Annotated in this window: 10 protein-coding genes; 4 read left to right on the top strand and 6 right to left on the bottom strand. The window is 68.9% G+C overall.

Going from position 1 to position 16,138, the window contains the following annotated elements; translation table 11 throughout:
* Positions 1-38 precede the first annotated feature (38 nt).
* Together HUA74_RS33465 and HUA74_RS33460 are read left to right on the top strand one after the other, a co-directional pair.
* On the top strand, positions 39-458 hold the full coding sequence (locus tag HUA74_RS33465) for a hypothetical protein (protein ID WP_174457787.1): 420 nt from the start codon (positions 39-41) through the stop codon (positions 456-458).
* 106 nt (positions 459-564) lie between these two features.
* Complete coding sequence (locus HUA74_RS33460; protein WP_254625350.1) at positions 565-1,347, top strand: hypothetical protein; 783 nt, start codon at positions 565-567, stop codon at positions 1,345-1,347.
* A 37-nt stretch (positions 1,348-1,384) separates the two neighbouring features.
* Here the strand turns inward: HUA74_RS33460 and HUA74_RS33455 are convergent, their stop codons facing one another.
* From HUA74_RS33455 to HUA74_RS33445, 3 genes are all read right to left on the bottom strand, one after another.
* Positions 1,385-2,149, bottom strand: coding sequence for an FAM151A/B family protein (locus tag HUA74_RS33455; RefSeq protein ID WP_174457785.1), 765 nt, complete (start codon positions 2,147-2,149; stop codon positions 1,385-1,387).
* Positions 2,150-2,581: 432 nt separating this feature from the next.
* Positions 2,582-5,047, bottom strand: coding sequence for a WD40 repeat domain-containing protein (locus tag HUA74_RS33450; protein ID WP_174457784.1), 2,466 nt, complete (start codon positions 5,045-5,047; stop codon positions 2,582-2,584).
* Positions 5,048-5,095: 48 nt separating this feature from the next.
* Positions 5,096-6,997 (bottom strand): transketolase, encoded by a 1,902-nt coding sequence (locus HUA74_RS33445; protein ID WP_174457783.1) that lies wholly within the window; start codon positions 6,995-6,997, stop codon positions 5,096-5,098.
* A gap of 196 nt (positions 6,998-7,193) precedes the next feature.
* Here HUA74_RS33445 and tal point away from each other — a divergent pair, with 196 nt between their 5' ends.
* Positions 7,194-8,315, top strand: a complete 1,122-nt coding sequence (gene tal / locus HUA74_RS33440; protein ID WP_174457782.1) for a transaldolase — start codon at positions 7,194-7,196, stop codon at positions 8,313-8,315.
* Here tal and HUA74_RS33435 read toward each other — a convergent pair.
* Positions 8,221-10,965, bottom strand: a complete 2,745-nt coding sequence (locus HUA74_RS33435) for a DUF6493 family protein (protein ID WP_174457781.1) — start codon at positions 10,963-10,965, stop codon at positions 8,221-8,223. The two genes, tal and HUA74_RS33435, sit on opposite strands and share 95 nt — an antisense overlap.
* Positions 10,962-12,335, bottom strand: coding sequence for an SWIM zinc finger family protein (locus HUA74_RS33430; protein WP_174457780.1), 1,374 nt, complete (start codon positions 12,333-12,335; stop codon positions 10,962-10,964). The genes HUA74_RS33435 and HUA74_RS33430 overlap by 4 nt, the downstream gene beginning before the upstream one ends.
* Positions 12,336-12,500: 165 nt before the next feature.
* Here HUA74_RS33430 and HUA74_RS33425 point away from each other — a divergent pair, with 165 nt between their 5' ends.
* Positions 12,501-13,838: an acetamidase/formamidase family protein gene (locus HUA74_RS33425; protein ID WP_371817345.1), complete on the top strand. Its 1,338-nt coding sequence runs from the start codon at positions 12,501-12,503 to the stop codon at positions 13,836-13,838.
* 223 nt (positions 13,839-14,061) lie between these two features.
* Here the strand turns inward: HUA74_RS33425 and HUA74_RS33420 are convergent, their stop codons facing one another.
* Positions 14,062-16,113, bottom strand: coding sequence for a glycoside hydrolase family 71 protein (locus HUA74_RS33420; protein ID WP_174457779.1), 2,052 nt, complete (start codon positions 16,111-16,113; stop codon positions 14,062-14,064).
* Positions 16,114-16,138: the final 25 nt, after the last annotated feature.

The following is a 16,138-nucleotide window of genomic DNA, read 5'->3' as shown; positions in this document are numbered from 1 at the left end:
GCTTCCGGTCTCACGCTCTCCAACCACCCTGGTGCACCGTGCCCTACAAGTTCCTGAAGCAGCCGAAGACGCCTCCCGACTCCAAGCTCTGTGGTTTCTATGCGCTGTACCACTTCACCAATGGCGGGCTGACGCGGGACGAGTTCATCCAGAAGGCGACGCAGCACTACGAGACGGCGCTCGGCCTGCCGAACAAGGAGGCCCAGGAGATGGTGATGGATGGCAATGACCCCTCCGTCCTGGGGTTGTATGGCCTGGCCCAGAGTGACGCGGACACGCTCAAGAAGCGGGGCGTGGGTGTGATTGCGGACACCACCCGCGGCCACTTCTTCACCGTGCGCCAGGAGAACGGCGTCTGGTCCAGCTACGACAGCTACAACCATGACGCGGCGAAGGCCTATCCCTCCTTCGAGGCGCTCCAGAAGGCGGAGATCGGCAACAGTCAAATCTGGGTCTGAGGGAGGTCGGCGGGACAGCCCTGCTCGGGCGTGCGAGATTGGAGCCTTTGACGAGGACTCCCGCTTGCGCGCCCGAATCGCCGCCCCTTGGAGTGTCGGACTGGTCTTGGTTGTTCTTTGCCTCGCGTGTGCTCACCGGCCGTCGTCCCCGGGGTGCTCGGCGGGGGAGACGCTGTGCTGGGACTTCGAGGAGGGGCGGCTGCCCGCGGGTTGGACACCGCACCGTGACGAGTTCAGCGGGCGGCTCGTCGTGGATGACACCCGGGCCCATGGCGGCAGGTATGCGCTGCATGCCAGCCAGTTGGTGGGAGGCCGGGAGGGCGAGCAGGGGGGACCGAAGAAGACGGTGCGCTTCGAGCTGCCCGGGGACTTCGGCCCCGTGCTCTGGGGGCGCGTCTTCGTCTACACGACGCCCGCGCGCCCGGCCTCACACGCGGGACTCTTCAACGCGCGCTATCCCCGGCCCGGGAGTGATGACGGCGCGTTCCAGGCGCTCGACTGGTACGAGGTGGCGACGTACCAGGAGAAATACATGGCCCTCTGGCATCCGCCGGAGCCGCCCGGCTTTCCGGAGTGGGTGCAGGTCTCCGACACGCCGCTCGTGCTGGACCGATGGGTGTGTCTGGAGTGGCTCTTCGACGCGGCGAACGGGGAGGCCCCGGAGGCCGCCGAGCCGCGTGTCTGGCTCGACGGCGTGGAGTTGGCATGGCCCCGGAAGTTCGTCTTCTCCGACCCGCCCACGGACACGCCTCCGAAGCGGGAGAAGGCCCAGAGCTTCACGGTGCTGGAGACGGGCGTCTTCCTCTACCAGGGGCTCTCCGTGCCCACCGACTGGTGGCTCGACGACCTGGCCGTCGGTGGGCAGCGGGTGGGGTGCTCCCCTCGTTGAGGGTGGGCCCTGGATGAAGCGGGGGCTCGCGCACGTCTCAGAAGAGCTTCTTCAGGTACTTGCCCGGCTCCTTGGCGAAATCCACCGCGTAGTTCAACCCCTTGTCGACGGTATCCGTGATGGCGCCCCCGGGGTCGTTCATGGCGGTCTCCTTGAGGTCGATCATGCCGGTGTAGCCCAGCTTTTCCTTCAGGTGTTTGGTGGCATCCTCGGTGCTCATGCCGGTGAGCGTCGCGCCTCTCCAGACAGAGATGGGCCCCAGGTCCTGCAAGCGTTTGATGTCGTCTGGATTCGTGGGGTGCTTGCCGTACTCGAAGACGAAGGTGACAGGCTGTGTGACGCCGCCAGTCTCGACCATCTTCACCATTTCGGAGATCGGGTCGGACCCCGCTGGGACCTTGTCGGGGGAGGGAGGGTTGATGGCGATGGTGGCTCCGGGGAACATCGCCCGCGTCTCAACCCCATGGTCGGCTGCCTTTTGGAAGCCGTAGTTGAACATGAGCTGATGGTCTGGAACGCCCGACGCGCGGACTTCGTTCAGGAACCCATTGTTGAAGGCCTCGGCATCCTTCACGTCCAGCTTGAGGCCGACCCCCAGCTCCTTCCCCTTGTTCAGCCATTCCGTGAGGGTGAGGTTGTCGCCCTTCTCATGGATGGGGTCGTGCCGCATTTCGATGCGACCCTTGTCATTGATTTCCATGCTGACGTCGCCCTCCATCCAGTTGTAGTCCCCCTTGGCGGCTTTGTTGAAGTCGCCGCGGGTGTTGGTGGAGTGGGCGTTGTGGGCGTCAGCCAGCTTCATGTCCGGCTTCCAGCGAGGCTCCTGCGCGGGAGGGGGCGCGGGAGGGGGCGGAGCACTCGGCGCGGGTCCTGGCGTGGGAGAAGGCGTTGGGGAAGGCAGACCCGGCGCGGCTTCCGGCGCGGAAGGGGGGCGGGAGGCAAGGAGAACAGGCGCGTACTGGGGGGCTCCCGTCAGGTCCGGTCCCGTGGGCAGGTTCGGGCTGGCCACGAACTCGTCCTTCGTGGGCATTCCGATTTCCGGAGGGGGTTCGGGCGGCGGCGGAGGGGGCGGCGGAGGCGGCTGGACCTCCACGGGAGTTGTCGCAACGGGAGGGCGTCGGAATGCGAGATCAAGCCAAGAGGCCATGGGGTGCTCCAGGGGTGGGGGATGAGGACTTCATCCCGTGGAGTCCCCCTGGCCTGAACTGGCGCATTTTCCGCCCGCCGCCCGGAATCAATTCCCTCCGGTGGGGGCGTGAATCCTCAGCACATAGAGGAAGTCCTTGATGCTCCGACCCCGGGCCACGACCAGTCCCTCCCGCAGGATGACGGTCTCCTCCAGCCCATCCTGGAAATGCGTCAGGGGCGTGGGGTCCTCCTGACGATGGAAGGAGACCGGCCCTTCGCCCAGGACTTCCCAGAACCGGCGACGCGTGACGTCTTCCGGAGTGGCGCTGCCAGGCAACTCCTCGCGAGGCGCGCCCGTGGCCAGGTCGAAGAGGCGCGTCACCTGGTCATTGGACTGGGTGACGAGCAGGTCCTCTCCCACGGACACGGAGAAGGGCAGGGACGGATGCGGCAGCTCGTACTTGAGCGCGCCCGTCTGGACATCGAAGAGGCGCACTCGCCTGTCCAACCCACAGGCCGCCACGAGCGAGCCATCCGCGGAGAGCCCCACGGCCACGACGTCGTCGTTGCTGACCTGGATGAGCCGCAGTGAGCCCGTCGTCAAATCGTAGACCTCCAGCTCTCCGGAGGCGCGTCCCACGGCGATGCGAGGCGCGCGGGTCGCCGCCGCGTACGCGGGCTCGGGCTCCAGCAGGGTCCGGGTGGTCAGGACGTTCCTGCCGCTCGTCACCTCGTACACCCACACGCGAGCGTCCTCGGAATAGCCACACACGACGTGGGCGCCGTCCGGGGTGAAGGTCACCAGGGTGACGGGTCCCTTCGCGCCGCGCAGGGTGTGCAGCAGGGCTCCATCGGAGACGCGCCAGATTCGCACGCACCCATACTCGAGCGCCGCCGCCACCCACTGGCCGTCCGGAGAGAAGGCCAGCGGTTGTTTCATGCTGAGGCGCTTCTTCGTGTCGTTCGGGTCCAGCGGCCTGGCGAACAGGGTCCGCACCGGAGTCAGGCTCTTCGCGTCGAGCAACCGGACCCCGCGCCGGGCGGGCGTCTCCATCATGAGATGGATGCCATAGGCGGCCAGGGTCCCATCGGGACTGAAGCACCACGGCTGCATGGGTGTTTCGTCGAGGTCGGGAGGACAGTTGCGAACGCACCCCTGGGCGTCGATGGCGAGCCACGCGTCGAACCGCTGGGCGATGGCGAGCCCCCCCTCTGGCTGGCCCCAGAGCTGTTTCATGCGATGCGGCTCCGCCAGGAGGACGGGCGGCGGCGAAGCGTAGAGGTCGCTCACGAGCAGGCCGCCATCGGCCGCCGTCAACGCGAAGTGCTTGCCGTTGGGAGAGAAGGCCGCGCCGCGCTGATGGCCATCGGAGGGGTAGGGCCTGGACCACAAGGCCGTGCCTTCGCGGACGTCCACGACCTCCACCCGGTTGTAGGACAGCAGACCCAGCCGGCTCGTTCCGAGCCAGGCGACCTGGGAGTAGCGCCCCTCGCCGCGCGTGCCCGGCAGCCGGGTCCACGTCCGGGTGTCCGCCACGGCGATGCCCTCGAACACCGCCCAGGCAATCCACTCGCCATCCGGACTGAACTCCACCGTGTCGACGTATCCGTCGGAGGCGATGCGCTCCACCTGCGTCCACGTCGCGGTGTCCCAGATTCTCAGCGTGGAGTCGGAGCCGCCGCTCGCGAGCCAGCGCCCCGACGGGTGGAAGGACAGGCTCAGCACGGACTGCTCATGTCCCTTCAGCGTCTTCACCGGGCGGCCGGATTCCACGTCGAACACGTGCACGCGCCACCCCAGGTTGCCGGTGGCGAGCAGGCGTCCATCCGGGCTGAAGGCGACCGAGGTCACCTGTCCCTCCTGACCCGGAAACTCCTTCAGGAGCGCTCCGGTCTCCACATCCCAGATGCGGGCGTCATGGTCCCTGGAGCCTGATGCCAGTCGCGTTCCGTCCGCGCTCCAGGCCAGGCCCCGCACCTCGCCTTCGTGGCCCGCCATCACCTGGAGGCACTCGCCGGTGGCCGCGTCCCAGACGCGCACGTTGCCGTCGTCGGACCACGAGCCGGTGGCGAGCTTTGCCCCCGACGGGCTGTAGGCCGCGCACAGCACCTGGGCGTCGTGCCAGAAGAGCGAGTCCGCGCTCTCCAGGGCGCCACGCAGCGGCAGCAGGGACTCCACCCAGGGCGCCGCGCCCGCCGCGTCCCGTTGCTTCCGCCAGTGGTTCGCGAGCGCGAACAGATGCGCGTCGGGATGGCTCCACGGGCCCTGGCTCTCGGGCGCGAAGTGCGCGGCGGCGTCGGGAGCGTCGTGCCAGCGCAGGCGGTTGTAGAGGCTCTGGAAGAGGGCCTCGGGGTGCGCTTGAAGGAAGGTGGCGTCGAACTCGACGGCCTTGCGGAGGACTCGCAGCGTCCTGGGGCCGACGGCGGGGCCGTCTTCCTTCAACACGAGCGCGTCGGGCGGCGTGCGCGCGAGTACCTCGTCCAGGGTGGCGAGCAGCGCCGCCACGCCCTGGGTGCTCACGAGGTTTTCAAGGGTGGAAAGCTCGGTGAGGGACTGAAGGTCGTAGGTCATCGAGGGTGGGACTCTCGCACGTCCGACGGCCCCTGTTGGAGCCCCCGGCTATGCGTTCTTTCGTCCACGAGGACGCGGCGCCTTCGCCTCGGGAGCGTCGGTGGGGCCCGGAGCGTCCTTCAGGGCCATGACGGCCTGGACGATGTGCTCCGCGTCGATGCCGGCCGCGCTCAACAATTCCTCGGGCTTGCCGGAGCCGGGCAGGGTGCGCACCGCCAGGCGCTTCACGACAGGCAGCGGCTGGGGCTCGTCGGAGAAGGCCTCGAGCACCGCGTCCGCGAGTCCGCCTTCGGCCCAGTGGTCCTCGACGACGATGAGCCGCCCCTGGGTCTCCCGCGCGGCCTGCCGCAGCGTCTTCACGTCCACGGGCTTCACGGAGTAGAGGTCGATGACGCGCACGGAGACACCGGACTCCTGGAGCCGCGCATGCGCGTCCAGCGCTTCGTGCAGGGTGATGCCCGCGGCGACAATCGTCGCCACGTCCTTGTCCGAGCGTCGGAGCACCTTGCACCCGCCGATGGGGAACTTCTCGGTGGCCGAGTACAGGACGGGCGTCTTCGCGCGGGTGGTCCGCAGGTAGCTGATGCCGGGCAGGTCCACCAGGTGGGCCATCAACGCGGCCGTCTGGTTGGCGTCGCTCGGGTACAGCACGGTGCTGCCCGCGACGGCGCGCATCATCGCCAGGTCCTCGAGTCCCATCTGCGAGGGGCCGTCCTCGCCGATGGAGCAGCCCGCGTGGCTGCCGCACAGGTGCAGCGTCGCGTTGGAGACGGCCGCCATGCGAATCTGGTCATACGCGCGCGACAGGAAGGCCGCGAAGGTGCTGATGAAGACGCGCTTGCCCAGCACCGCCATGCCCACGCCGCTGGACACCATGTTCTGCTCGGCGATGTACATCTCGAAGTAGCGCCGGGGATGGGCCTTGCGCAGCTCCTCCGAGTACGTGGAGTTGGACACCTCCGCGTCCAACGCGACGAGGTCCGGGTGCGCGTCACCGAGCGCCTTCAGGGCATCGCCGTAGACCTTGCGGGTGGCGACCTTCTCGTCGGTAGCGTAGCCCGGCAGCTTCAACGGCGCGGCCGACTCCTGGGGGGCGGGGCGGGTCGCTTCAGGCTTCTTCACCTCGATGCGCAGGTGACGCTCACCGCCGAGCTCCTGGATGGCCTCGCGCGCCTTGTCCTCGGGCAGGGGCTTGCCGTGCCAGCCTTCCTTGTTCGCGATGAGCGAGTAGCCGTGGCCCTTCTCCGTCTTGAAGATGAGGCAGGTGGGCTTGCCCTTCGTGGACTGGGCCTCCGCGAGGGCGCGGTCGATGGCGCCCAGGTCATGTCCGTCCACGGCGAGCGCGTGCCAGCCGAAGGCGCGGGCCCGCGCGACGTAGGCCTCGTCGTTCCAGCCCAGCTCCGTCGGCCCGCTCTGGCCCAGGCGGTTCATGTCGATGAGGGCGCAGAGGTTGTCGAGCTGGTAGTGAGAGGCCTTGTCGAACGCCTCCCAGACCGAGCCTTCCGCTGTCTCGCTGTCGCCCATCATCACGTAGGTGCGGAAGCCGCGCTGGTCCAGCCGCGCCATCAGCGCCATGCCCACGCCCACGGCGAGCCCCTGGCCGAGCGAGCCGGTGGCCACGTCCACGAGCGGCAGCACATGCGGGTTGGGATGCCCCTCCAGCCGGCTGCCGAGCTTGCGCAGCGACAGCAACTCCGCGTCGTCGATGGCGCCCACCGCCTTGAACGCCGCATAGAGGACCGGGCAGGCGTGGCCCTTGGAGAGCACGAAGCGGTCGTTGTCGGGGGCCTTCGGGTGCTGGAAGTCGAAGCGCAGGTACTTCTGGAACAGCACCGCGACGATGTCCGCCGCGGACATGGAGGAGCTGGGGTGTCCCGAGCCCGCCGCGGTCGTCGCTCGGATGCTGTCGACTCGAAGCTGCGCCGCGAGCTCTGCCAGTGTGTCTGCCATCGTCTCTCTCCGGGCTGGGGACCCCCGTAGGGTGTTGACGGTGGAGGCCCTGGTGAAGCGGCGCGGCCATGAAGGGGAGGGAGGGTCCGAGGGTCCTCTCTTCGGAGAGCAGCCCGGCGGGGGGGCTCCTGGGCGCAGGCCCGCTCACGGGCGAACGTGGCATGGGCAGATTGAGGACCAGGGGAGGAACGTCCCAATGAATCCACTGCGTCAGCTCGCGGAGTTCGGCCAGGCCGTCTGGGTGGACAACCTCCAGCGGAGCTACATCACCCAGGGCACGCTCAAGAAGCTCATCGACGAGGATGGGCTCAAGGGCCTCACCTCCAACCCCACCATCTTCCAGAAGGCGGTGTCGGGCAGCGAGGACTACGCGGACCTGTTCGTGGCGGCGCGCGCCAAGGGGCTCTCCGCCAATGACGTCTACGAGCAGCTCGCGGTGCGTGACGTCCAGGGCGCCGCCGACATCCTCCGGCCCGTCTATGACGCGCTGAAGGGGAAGGATGGCTTCGCCTCACTGGAGGTCTCCCCCCGGCTCGCGAACCAGACGCAGGCCACGCTCGAGGAGGCCCGGCGGCTCTGGAAGACGCTGGCGCGACCGAACGTGATGATCAAGGTCCCCGGCACGGAGGCCGGGGTGCCCGCCTTCCAGCAGCTCATCACGGAAGGGCTCAACATCAACGTGACGCTCCTCTTCAGTCAGCAGCGCTACCGGCAGATCGCCGAGGCGTACCTGTCCGGGCTGGAGAAGTTCGCCAAGGCGGGTGGAGACCTGAGCACGGTGGCCAGCGTGGCCTCGTTCTTCGTCAGCCGCATCGACGTGGCGGCCGACAAGGAAATCGAGCAGCGGCTCAAGTCGGGCGCCTCCGCCGAGCAGCGCAAGACGTTGGAGGCCCTGAGCGGCAAGGTGGCCATCGCCAACGCGAGGCTCGCCTATCGCATCTACCAGGAGCTCTTCAGCAGCGCGCGTTGGAAGGCCCTCGCCGCGAAGGGCGCGCGCGCGCAGCGCGTGCTCTGGGCGAGCACCAGCACGAAGAATCCGAAGCTGCGGGATGTGCTCTACGTGGAAGAACTCATCGGCCCCGACACCGTCAACACCATGCCCCCGGCGACCATCGACGCGTTCCGGGACCACGGCAAGGTGCGCACCAGCCTGGTGGAAGATGTCGCGGGCGCCAGGGAGACGATGCGCCAGCTGGAGGCGGGAGGCGTGTCGATGAAGTCCATCACGGAGCGACTGTCCGTGGATGGCGTGAGGCTCTTCGAGGAGTCGTTCGACGCGCTGCTGGGGGCGGTGGGGGAGCAGCTGAAGAAGCAGTAGGCGCCAGCGGCTCGAAGGTCTTCCGATGGGATGTGCCCTGGAGGTAGTCCCACGCCTCGGCGTCCGTGAGCCGGCCTTCCGTCTGGGCCAGCAACTCCAGCAGCAGCTTCACCAGCGTGCCCTCGTCGCGAGGGGCGGTGTCCTCCGAGGTCTTCCTCAGGGCGCGCTGGATGGCGAGGGCCACCTGCGCGGCATGTTCCTCCGAGGCACTGGCCACCCGCGCCAGCGTCATGGACAGGCGCTTGAGGTTGATGAGCCCCGTGGGGCGCAACTCGCGCAGCATCTCCCCGAGCTCCTCGGCGGTGAGTCTCCCCGTGGCGAGCGCGGAGATGGCGGCGTCCACGCTTACGCCATGCTCACCAGGCTCCTTCGTCGCCAGACCCATGGCGAGCACCAGCCGGGCCATGGAGCCCAGGCGCAGCCAGGGGTGAAGCAACTGCTCGTAGGCGACGACGTTGCTCCAGTTGGCCTCGCTCCAGTCGATGTTCATGGCCAGCTCCTCCGCGTGGCTGGCGAAGAACGCCTCCAGTCCCGAGGGCCAGAGCGTCGCCGCCCAGCGCGGGTAGGGCTTGCCGCCGCCGCCGTTTTCCTTGATGAGCATCAGGCCCGGAATGTCCTGGCGTTTGAGCTTCCCTGGCGCGATGGGCTTGGGCGACGTCGAGATGAACAGGTCGTGGAAGGTGAACTTGCCGGAGCGTCGCGCCTTGACGGTGAAGGTGTGCTCCGACTCCGGCGTTTCACCCCGATGCCTCCGCGCCACCGACACACTCACGTCCACTGTGTCAGGTGCGCTCTTGCCAAGCCCCAGGGCCCAGGCGACGAGCTTGAGTGCGTCACTTCGCGAGCGGCTCGACTGCTTCAGCGACTCCAGGGCCTTCGAGTCTCGAACGGGAGCGAGCCGACACAGGGCGAGACACAGGTCCGAGAGCGGGGGCTCTTCCGCCTCGGGTGCGCGCGCCAGCAGGCGTGCCACCAGCGTCTCCGGAGCAAGCCACCCGCCCTCATGGGTGGGCATGGACAACAGGCCCTCTTCGCGTCCCGCGTCCAGGGCCCTCGCGAGGTCGGAGATGCGTTCGCTCAGCAGTGGCAGGAACACCTCGTGTCCGGGAGTGAGCGCCGGCTCGGGAACCTCGCGCAGCGTGGAGTGGGCCTCGCCCGGGGACGCGAGCCATGCGAGCGCGAGGCCCGCGAGGCGAACCGCCAAGGATTCTCCATATGTCTTCGCGCTCAGCTTCCTGGCGCGCTTCGCCAGGGCGGAGGTCCGCCGCGCGAAGTCGTCGGGGCGCTGTCGGCCCAGTCGGGCCACGCCATCCAGCACGCGCTCGACCTCCATCGGATTGCCCGCGTCCTCGATGCAGGTGGAGAGCGCGGAGAGCAGCTCGTCGAGGCTCGCGATGGGCGTCACCGCGAAGCGCGCGTCCGTGGGTGAGGCCGGCGCGCGAGGCTCCCCGGAGGGCTTCTTCTTGTCCGCTGTCCTGGGAGGTTCCGAAGCCATGGGGCGCGTGCTCTCACCCAGCCATGCCTGGACGTGCTTCTTCAGCGAGGCGGCCACTCCGTCCACCCGCTCCTCGACGGCGGTGCGAAGGGCCGCGTCGGGCGTCTTCGCCAGGGACTCCAGCGCCTTCAGCACGGCCTTCTGCACGTCCACGGCCTCGTGCGCGAGGCCGGAGGCCAGGGCCCCCGTGATTCGCTCACGGGAAGCGCCGGACTCGCGCTCGCCGAGTGCCTTGAGGAGCTTCACCGCCTGCTGCGCGGTCCCCTTGTGCCGGGCCAGCAGCACGGGCTCCAGCGCGGGCAGGGCGGAGTCCACGGGCAAGGGCTCGCGGGCCTCCAGCGCGGTGACGACGTCGAGCGCGAGGCTGACCGTCGCGGGGATGGAGCTGCCCAGGAGGCGCAGATAGCGGTCCCTGTGTCGCGCCAGCTCCTCGGGGGTTGGCTCCAGGGCCTCGTGGAAGCGGGAGAACCAGCCCGCGCGAAACGCCGCGAAGTCGCGCTCCAGTGCTCCCAGCGTGGCGTCCAGCAGGCGCCCTCGCTCCAGCGTGCCCTGACGCATGTGCCGCAGGAAGACGGAGGCCCAGGTCTTGTCCTCGAAGGTGTACTTGTCCTTCGCCGCGAGGCTCAGCTCTCCGCTGCCCTCGACCTCGAACAGGCGCCACGCCTCGTGCTCCAGCAGTCGCGGGTCCGTGTCGAAGGGGTTCGGATGGAAGCGCGTGTCCAGGAAGAGCATGCCCGTGGTGTAGTTGTCATGGGTGGGGCGACGGGACACCCCCTTGCGCATGAGCATGCGCGCCACCCAGAAGTAGGACGGGGCGAGCGCGACGAGCCGCTCGGCCGCGTCTTCCAGCCAGTCCGGTCGCAGCTTCGCGGCCAGGTCGGCGGCCTCCTCGGGAAGGGCACCGAGGAGGCGGGGCGTCCAGTCCGAAGGCGGGACGGTGAAGAAACACAACATGGCCAGCACCCGGGAGCGTTCGCGCCGGAGCGCCTGTTCCTCGCGGGAGTCCGACCAGTGCTCGTCCCGGAGCGCCTTGTCCCGCTTGAGTGCCTCGGGGCCGAGCTGTCTTCGCTGCGCCGGAGTCAGCCCCTCCAGCAGAGTGGCGCAGGCGGCGGGGCTGGGAGCGGCGAGCAGCGCATCGAGGGGCGAGGTCGTCATGAGGCGTCGGGGTCCTCGGCGCGCTGGGCGTGTAGCTGCGCCGCGAGAAGGTGTTTGCAGGGGCCTCGCTCCAGGGCGTGGCGGGAGAACCAGGGGCAGCCACAGCGCAGCGGCTCTCCATCCGCGTCCAGCAGGGCGTGGTAGGTGACGTCCGCGCCGCGCACCCACCAGGCGTTCGGGGTAGAGGCGTCCGGTTCCAGTGCACCCGCCTCCAGCAGCGCGCGTGCGTCGGAGAGGCGGGGTGCGAGAGCCTCCACCTGCTCGAGGTCGAAGGGCAGCTCCCGGTGGAAGAAGGCGGCCGTCTGCGAATCGAAGCCCACCAGTCCCCTGACGCCGAGCACCTGGAGACCGTGCCACACGAGGTCCTCGGGCGCGGACAGCTTGCTCGCCAGCGCGCGGGGCTCCAGCACGGCCTCCCAGCGCAGCTCCGCGCGCAGCGTGGACAGCACCTGCTCCACGGCGGGGCGCTGTGCCAGGGCCGACAGCGTCTGCCCTTCGCCGGAGAAGCCACGCCACACCTCGCCGGAGAGCGCGAGCGTGAAGCGCAGGACGCCCATGTCGAGCACGAAGGCACTGGCCTGACCCCGAGGGTCCGCGTGCAGGATGAGTCGCTTCGCGAAGGGGGCCAGGTCCTCCAGCACGCGCAAGCGCTCCAGGCCGGTGAGGCGCATCGCGCCCGTCGCCGCCGTCGAGCTCAGTCGCACCGAGCGTCCCTGGGGCACCAGGTAGTGCGGGCGCTTGTCGGTGCGTGTTCGAGGAAGGCCGCGCAGGAAGCGCAGGGCCTCCGTCGCGGGCAGCTCCGCGAAGGGCGTGAGGCGGGACAGGTACGCCTGCACCTCGGCGAAGCCCTTGAGCCAGCGCAGCGGCAGCGGCACCTTGCGCTCCACCACCCGTGCTTCGCCGCGCTGGAGCGCCACCTCCGCGTGGCCCACGGACAGCGCGAGCGGCTCCTCCGCGCGCACGGTGGCCAACGCCGCACGCATCGGTGCGTTGAAGTCCACGTTGGTGGTGCCGAACGAGGCGACGTCACCTTCGTAGGCCCCCGGCGTGAGGTCCACGCGGGCATAGGTGCTGGCGCAGCCGGAGAACCCCTCGAAACGCAGCATGCCGCGTCCGCATGTCACCACCGGGTCGGCTTCGAGCAGGATGCGGTGCAGCATGGCGGGAGGGACATGGAAGCGCGTCCCCACCACGCGGGACAGGGCGCGCAGCGACAGCGCCGTCAGCCGGGGTTGGAGCAGGCGCCCCTCGAAGAAGTACGGCCGGGGCGCGCCGCCGCCGGAGGTCATGAGGCGCAACGCCTGTCCGCGCTCCTCGGCCACGAGCTCCGAAGGGCCGCTGTACTGATAGGTGTGGCTCAGGGCCGTCATGTCTCGTCACCTCGCACCGCGTGGAGGCGCGGGTGGGTGCGACGCTAGCGTGACGACCTGCCTTGTCCAGTGACGCCTGGCTCACCTGCCGTGAGGTAATCCCGTGAATGGCGTGGATGCGGGAACTTCACGCGCGGCGCCAGGGTTTCTTGGAGGGTGCGCGGCGTGGACCCGGATGGCATGGTGGCCTCCGCCATGATCCGCCCCGCCGTGACGTTGCTCCTCTGCTGTGTTCCCTGGTTGGTGTTCGCGCAGGCCCCCGTGAAGGAGCAGTGGGTCGTCACGACGGACCTGTGGGGCAATCCGCTCTATCAGGCCCTGTCGCTGGAGCGGACGGGCAAGCGGCTGGGGGGCGAGTTCGACGGGGACACGTTGGAGGGTGAGCGGACGGGCCAGGAGGTCCGCTTCACCGTCACGGACTCAAACAAGGCGCGCTACACCTTCACGGGCAAGGTGAGCGGGGACACGATGCGGGGCACCGCGGACATGCCCGACACGAACAACGCCCAGGCGCGGGTGAAGCATGCCTTCACCGCCCGGCGCATCGCCGAGCGTCCCTCGGGGCCTCCGCGTCGTCACGAGTTCAAGCCCACCACCTGGTCCAACGAGTTCTCCGCGACGCGCGAGCCGGTGCTGACGCTCTGGGCGGGTGACACGCTGAAGACGACCACGCTCGACTCTGGTGGCGTGGATGAGCACGGCGTCACGAAGGCGCTCTTCGGAAATCCCCAGACGGGGCCGTTCTTCATCGGGGATGCGCGGCCTGGGGACACGCTGGTCATCCACCTGAAGCGCGTGCGCTTGAATCGGCGTCACGCGGACAGTCTCGACAGCATCGTCGGAAGGGCGATGACGCCCGCGCTGGCGGCGAAGGCGACGGAGTTGGGCAAGCCCGTGCGCTGGACGCTGGACTGGGAGAAGGGCGTCGCGAGCCCTGAGACGCCGACGGAGCGACTGAAGGACTACACGGTGCCGCTGCGGCCCATGTTGGGAGGACTGGCGGTGGCGCCGGGCTTCGGTCTGCCTGCCTTCTCCACCGGAGACACGGGGCGTTTTGGCGGGAATATGGACTTCAACGAGGTGGTGGAGGGCAACACCGTCTATCTGCCTGTCTTCCAGCCGGGGGCGCTGCTCTATCTGGGTGATGCCCATGCCGCGCAGGGCGATGGTGAGACGTCACAGTACGCATTGGAGACGTCGATGGAGGTGGAGTTGACGGTGGATGTCGTGCACGGCAAGGCGCCGTCGATGCCCCGGGTGGAGTCGCCCACGCATCTCATGGTGCTCGGGCAGGCGGGCTCGCTGGATGATGCGCTGCGCTCGGCGACCAGCGGCATGACGCAGTGGCTGGAGCAGGACTACGGGCTGTCGCTCTCGGAGAGCGCGCAGGTGTTGGGCACCAGCGTGCAGTACGTCGTCGCAAACCTCGCGGGGCGAAGCGTCGGCGTCGTCGCGAAGCTGGACAAGTCGCGACTGGCGAAGCTCCGCGCCACGGGGAAGTAGCGCGGCTCAGAACATGAAGCCGTCGAGCTGCAACTGACACGTGGCCGGGTCGACTCCCGACTGGACCCTGTGCGTGTTCCGCGTCATGGGATTCTCCAGTGCGGTCTGTTTCGCATCGGGCCACTCTCGTGGGTTGTCATGCGAGCGCAACAGGCCGGGCCGGCCGTCGAACATCCACGGCCGACCCAGGTGACGCCGTGACTCACGTCACCCGCGAGCCACGTCAGGGGAAGAAGGCCGCGCGGTCACACGAGAGGCTTCCTCCCGCGCGGTACAGCATGTCCTGGTAGACGATGGTGTTGTTGATGGGGAAGGCGCTCGTCACGGAAGCCACCGTGGCGCCATTGCGCACCAACCGGAAGCTCGGCGTCCCCTGCTGGAGCGGGACTCGGAGCGACTGGATTCCCGCCGCCACGTTCGTGCGCTGAACGCTGCCCGCCAGCTCGATTTCCAGCGTCGCGGGCGCCGTCAGGAACGCGAGCAGCTCGATTTCGTTCACCGCGGGCGCGCCATTCACCAGCCGGTAGACGGCGCTCTGCTTCGTCAAGTCCGGCGCCGCGCTCGTCGAGTGCTTCCGGTGGAAGTAATACAACCCATCCCGGACGATGGGCGGCTGCACGCCTGTCTTGAACCACGCGGTGTAATACGCCGTCAGGTCGAAGGCGGCCCACTGCGTGCCGGAGGACGGGGAGAACTCCGTCGCCTCCGAATAGTCATTCCACGTGATGAGCTGCACCCAGTCCGCGCCGCCCTGGATGGCCGCGCTCCACAGGGCCCGGAGCGCCTGCGAGTTGTTCGCCTCCGTGAAGATGAGGTCCTTGGGGCGGGAGTCCTGCAAGGCCACCGGTGCCATCCACTGGAGCCCCATGCCGTGCGCCGTGCCGGGGTTGGCCAACTGCCCCGAGGCGCCGGAGAGCGTCCGGCTGCCCCAGGTGGACGTGCCATGCAACGGCACCACCGCCTTGAGTGCGTTCGTCTGCGCCACCCACGGGTTGACGTACACGGGCCACAGCGCCGAGGGGATTCCGCGTGCCTGGAGGGCCTGGACGACGGAGGCCCACCACTGCGGCGTGCGCTTGTCGGCGTAGTACGGCGCGAGCAGCAGCCGCCCATCGTCCAGGTGATACACCGCCGGGTGCGAGGCCACCGATGCGATGGAGTTCACGAACGCCGTGAGCGCCTCCGCGTCGGTGCCCGAGTACGTGGAGGTCAGGTCCGGCATGAGGACGATGCGGAACCCGCTGTCGACGTTGCTCGCGGCCTGCAGCAGCTTCAGCAGGCGATTCCAGTGCGTGCCGGTGTGGTTGAGGATGTCGTAGGTGAAGCCGTCCAGGCCCAGCGCCGAGGCGCGACGCACCTCCAGTTCGAAGTTCGCCAGCTCGTAGTCCACGCCCGCAGCGCGAGGTGCCTGGGGCAGGGGCCGCTGCTTGAGCAGACCGCCGCAGTACGCGAACTTGGAGTTCTCCCCGGTGGGCACCAGGTAGTGGCGCGCGTAGTAGTCAACCGACGGCTCCCGGTTGTCGAGGGAGAGCGGGTAGGGCGAGAAGTAGTGCGCGAAGACCTTCTTCGGTGATCCGCGCAGCGTGCTCAGGGCCGGCAGGTCCAATGGCCAGCACGGCGTGGCGGGCGCGGCGGCGACGTCCGCGGTCAGCTCCAGGTCAAAGCTCAGGTCCGACGAGTTGAGCGTGGACTGGTGCACCTCCACCGCGAGCACGTTGGTGCCCGAGGTGAGGAGCGCGGCGGACACGGAGGCGCTGTGCCAGGTCAGCTCGGCGCTGTCCGCGATGACGGTGCTCGCCAGCGTCGACGCCGTCACCGTGCCCGAGGGCAGGTTGCTGCGAAGGACCTCCTGCCCGTTCAGGTAGACGATGGCGCCGTCATCGCGCAGCAGCCGCAGCACCACGTTGCTCACCCGGGAAGGGTCCGCGACGGTGAACGTCCCGCGCAGCCAGGTCGTCACGTAGCGCGACGACGTGCTGGGTCCGTAGGAGACGACTGTCGCCTCATCACCGTCGCCGTAGCCGAGCTGCGCGGAGCCCTGCTTCCACGCCGTGTCCGTGTAGCCCACCGCCGTCCAGCCCGCGCCCGGGTCCACGCCCGTGTCGCGATATCTCCACACGCTGCCCGGTGCGACGAGCGTGCTGACCTGGAGGCCCGCCTCCGTTGTCGTGGAAGGCGGTGGGGCTTCCTCGGGCCGGGAGGCGGGGCCGCAGGCTCCGAGGAAGGGAAGGAACAACGCAAGGCAGACCGCTCGACGAGGGGGTGTGGAGAGCATGGAGGTGTCGTCTTCCAGGGGGTGT

Source organism: Myxococcus sp. CA051A, assembly GCF_013336705.1.
In the GTDB taxonomy this organism is placed as follows: Bacteria; Myxococcota; Myxococcia; order Myxococcales; family Myxococcaceae; genus Myxococcus; species Myxococcus llanfairpwllgwyngyllgogerychwyrndrobwllllantysiliogogogochensis.
Note: the sequence above shows the minus strand (reverse complement) of the source record. Positions and strands in the feature narration are given on the sequence as shown.